The organism is Flavobacterium sp. (assembly GCF_029242675.1).
In the GTDB taxonomy this organism is placed as follows: domain Bacteria; phylum Bacteroidota; class Bacteroidia; order Flavobacteriales; family Flavobacteriaceae; genus Flavobacterium.
Map to the genome: position 1 here is coordinate 1 of NZ_JAQWTM010000306.1, position 4,007 is coordinate 4,007.

Sequence of the window (4,007 nt, forward strand, 5' to 3'; positions counted from 1 at the left end):
TGATGTGGTGCCGGTTAGAACAGATGACTTTGAATGGAGAATAGGTGGAAATGTTACCTTTCAAAATTCAAAAATCACGAAGCTAACAACAACCCTACCTAATACTCCGGGTCTCAATGTTGGTGGATATGAAGGAGCAACAGGGAATACAATTCAAAATCATCAAGTAGGTTTTGCTCCAAGTTCATTTTATGTATATGAGCAAGCGTATGATGTTGCAGGTAAACCAATTGATGGGGTTTACATTGATCGTGATCAAGACGGATCTATTACTGAAAAAGATAAATACCGTTTCCATAAACCTGCAGCGGATGTGTTTTATGGTGTAAATACAAGTTTTACCTATAAGAACGTTGATTTTGGGATGAACTGGAGAGGATCTTGGGGTAACTACAATTACAATAATGTGGATTCCAACAGAGGATCATATCAAAATATTTTATTGAGAGAAACAGATCTTTCAAATGGTGTTGCCAATCTTCTTGAAACAGGATTTAGAAGTCAAGACACGAAACGATACGAATCTGATTATTATATCCAAGATGCGTCATTTATTCGTTTGGATAATGTGAGTGTAGGTTATACCTTTAACCAAAAACAGAATTCAAATTCTACTATGAAATTGATTCTTACAGCTCAGAATGTATTAGTAATCACAAAATACAGTGGTTTAGATCCTGAGATTGCTGGTGGAATTGATAATAATCTGTACCCAAGACCAATAACTTTTACGTTAGGTTTAAACGTTAATTTCTAATATAAAAAGTAAGAAAAATGAAAAAGACACAAATAAAATTTTTGGGGATTTCATTGTTGATGATGGTGTTTTTGTTTCCGTCATGTACTAATGATTTGAACCAAGCGCCTGACAGCAAAAATGCTGTCTCAGGAGATCAGCTTTTTACAGATGCGGCCTCATACAAGCAAAATTTAGCAAAATTATATGCAGGATTTGCTACTTCAGGACAATCAGGACCTTCGGGGTCTCCTGATATTTCAGGGATTGATGAGGGTGAAAGTCAATATATCAGAGGTTTTTGGTTGTTGCAAGAATTAACTACTGACGAGGCAATTATTGCTTGGAATGATGGGACCATAAAGGACTTACATGCTCAAACATGGACTCCATTGGATCGTTTCGTGACGGCTGTATTTGCTCGCTATTCTTTTCAAATTGTAAATTGCAATGAATTTTTAAGACAAACTACTGATGCTAAATTAGCAGCAAGAGGGGTAGACGCTACACTTAAAGCTGAAATCGCTACTTATAGAGCTGAAGCACGTTTTTTAAGAGCAATGACGTACTGGCATTTGCTTGATATGTTTGGAGCGGGATCAATAGTTACTGAGGATTCTCCAAGTACTTTTTTCTATCCAGATTATGCGACTAGAGCAGAATTGTACAAATTTGTTGATGATGAATTAACAGCAATCACACCTTTGTTAAAAGCACCTAGAACGAATGAAGCTTTCCGTGTAGATCAAGCAGCAGCTTGGATGTTACAAGCTAATTTGTACATGAATGCTAAAGTGTACACTGGAACTGACCAGTATACAAAAGCACTTCCTTTGATTACAAAAATTATGGGATCAACATACAGATTACACACGAACTATAATCAACTTTTCTTAGCAGATAACGACAAAAACGGTGCGCAAAATGAGTTTATTTTTGCTATTGCTTTTGACGGTCTTCGTACGCAAACTTACGGAGGAACAACCTTCTTAACGCACGCACCTGTTGGTGGTAGCATGAATGCTGCTGAATTCGGGATTAATGGTGGTTGGGGTGGTATCAGAACTACATCTGCTTTTGTAAACAAATTTGATCCAAACACAACTGATAGAAGAGCACAGTTTTATACAAGTGGTCAAAGTAAAGAGATTGCAAATGTAGGTAGCTTTACAGATGGATATGCAATTCAAAAATTTAGAAATGTTACCGTGAATGGTGTTCAAGGATCTGACAAAGTGGGAAACTTTTCAGATGCTGATTTCCCTATATTTCGTTTAGCAGATGCGTATTTAATGTATGCTGAATGTGTAGTAAGAGGAGCAGGAGGAAGTTTGGTAACCGCTACTGATTACATCAATGCTTTGAGGTTAAGAGCTAATGGAGCTTCAATAACACAAGGTGATTTGAACTTGAATTTTATTCTAGACGAAAGAGCAAGAGAGTTACATTGGGAAGGACATAGAAGAACTGATTTAATTCGATTTGGTAAATTTTCTGGAGGTAGCTATTTATGGCCATGGAAAGGAAATGTAGCTGCTGGATCGCCAACACAATCATTTAGAGATTTGTTTCCTATTCCGGCAACTGCTCTGTCATCAAATAATAAATTAAAACAAAACCCTGGATACTAATAATTTAAATGTTTAAAAAAATGAAAAATATAACTAAATCAATAATTGCTCTTTTTGCAGTAGTTGCATTGTCTTGTAGCGTTGAAGATGTTCAAGACAGACCTATTATTCAAAGTGTAGATTCACCTGTATTAACGGCTCCAACTTCTGGTGCTAGCTACATACTTATTCCAGAAAATGCAGCTGCACAAGCAGAGCGTTTTACTTGGAAATCAGCTAACTACGGTGGTTCTGTAGAGGTTAACTACACTGTAGAAATGGATGTTAAAGGAAACGCGTTTAAGGCGCCAAAAGAATTAGCATCTAGAAAATCTGAAAATCAAGCTTCAGTAAGTGTTGAAATAATGAATGGTGCAGCACTTGCATTAAAAGCTACTCCATTCTCTCCTTCAGAGTTTGAGGTAAGAGTTAAATCTACAGTAGGAACAAACGTTATGGTTTCAAATGTAGCGGGAATTGTAATTACACCTTACACTACTGAAAGTCCAAAACTATACGTTATTGGTAGCTTTTTAAATGCTAGTGGATATGGTGCAGACTGGACAACAGCGCCTACTTTGCCGGCTTTAGCAGCTTCGGGTTATGGTAAAACTGATTTTGAAGGATACGTTAATTTTGCTGATGCTTCATCACAATACAAGTTTCTTCCACAAAACACTAGTTTTGATGGTGATTATGGAAATGCTACTGGACCTGATGGAACGTTCACGGGACTTTTATTACAAACGGGTGAATCTAATGCTGGATTACCTGCCCCTAAAGCAGCCGGTTATTACAAAATCAATGCTGATACAAAGGCATTGACTTACAGTGTTGTAGCTACAAGCTGGGCTGTGACTGGTTCTGGTACTCCAAATGGGTGGCCTGATAACGGTGTTCAAGATCATAATATGACTTACAACAAAACAACTAAGGTTTGGACAGTTACCTTGGCCTTGTCTGCAAATGAAATTAAATTTAGAGCGAATGACGGATGGGATTTAAATCTAGGAGATACTAAAGCTGACGGAGTAATGGAGTATGGTGGTGATAATATCAAGGTGCCTTCTGCAGGGACTTATACTATTACTTTGGACCTAAGCTCTCCAAGAAATTACAAGTACACGCTTACAAAAAATTAAGAATTAGTTACATTACCCTCAAGGGCTATCTTTTAGGTAGCCCTTTTTTATCATTAAATAAAAATGTGATATGAAGAAAATTATACTATTGTTTTTGTTTTTCTTTTCAATTGCGATTTCAGCGCAACAGCAAACAGTGACATACAGCATCAATCCTGCTACTTTTGAAGAAACGACCTCTATAACCATTACCATCAACGGTAGTAGTGTGAACGAGGCAGCTTGGGGAGTAACAGGAAATGCATTGTATATGTGGGCTTGGTCTTATGATATCAATGATACTAATATTATTGATTGTCCTACTAATGGTGTTTGGACTGCTTCTAATGAAGAAAATCGTTTTACGTACAATGCAGGATCCGATACCTACACTAAGACCATTACACCAAATGTTTTTTATAACAGGAATAGTATTGGTAGAATCGGTTTTTTAGTTAAAGCCAAAGACGGTACTGGTGATAAAAAATCACAGGATATTCTTGCTGAGGTTGGCGTTTTTCAGGTAACACTGAATAGTCC

2 protein-coding genes and 2 pseudogenes are annotated in these 4,007 nt (G+C 37.0%); all 4 read left to right on the forward strand.

Annotation, left to right across the window (positions count from 1 at the left end):
- Nucleotides 1-757, forward strand: a pseudogene (locus P8M54_RS11195) (SusC/RagA family TonB-linked outer membrane protein); the annotation flags it as partial.
- 17 nt (nucleotides 758-774) lie between these two features.
- Nucleotides 775-2,367, forward strand: a complete 1,593-nt coding sequence (locus P8M54_RS11200) for a RagB/SusD family nutrient uptake outer membrane protein (protein WP_300287946.1) — start codon at nucleotides 775-777, stop codon at nucleotides 2,365-2,367.
- 20 nt (nucleotides 2,368-2,387) lie between these two features.
- Nucleotides 2,388-3,488, forward strand: coding sequence for a SusE domain-containing protein (locus P8M54_RS11205; protein ID WP_300287947.1), 1,101 nt, complete (start codon nucleotides 2,388-2,390; stop codon nucleotides 3,486-3,488).
- Nucleotides 3,489-3,558: 70 nt separating this feature from the next.
- A pseudogene (locus P8M54_RS11210) lies at nucleotides 3,559-4,007 on the forward strand (alpha-amylase); the annotation flags it as partial.

Excerpts from the sequence above, each read along its gene's own strand:
- P8M54_RS11200 (WP_300287946.1), top strand. The coding sequence starts at position 775 with ATGAAAAAGACACAAATAAAATTTTTGGGGATTTCATTGTTGATGATG.
- P8M54_RS11205 (WP_300287947.1), top strand. The coding sequence starts at position 2,388 with ATGAAAAATATAACTAAATCAATAATTGCTCTTTTTGCAGTAGTTGCA.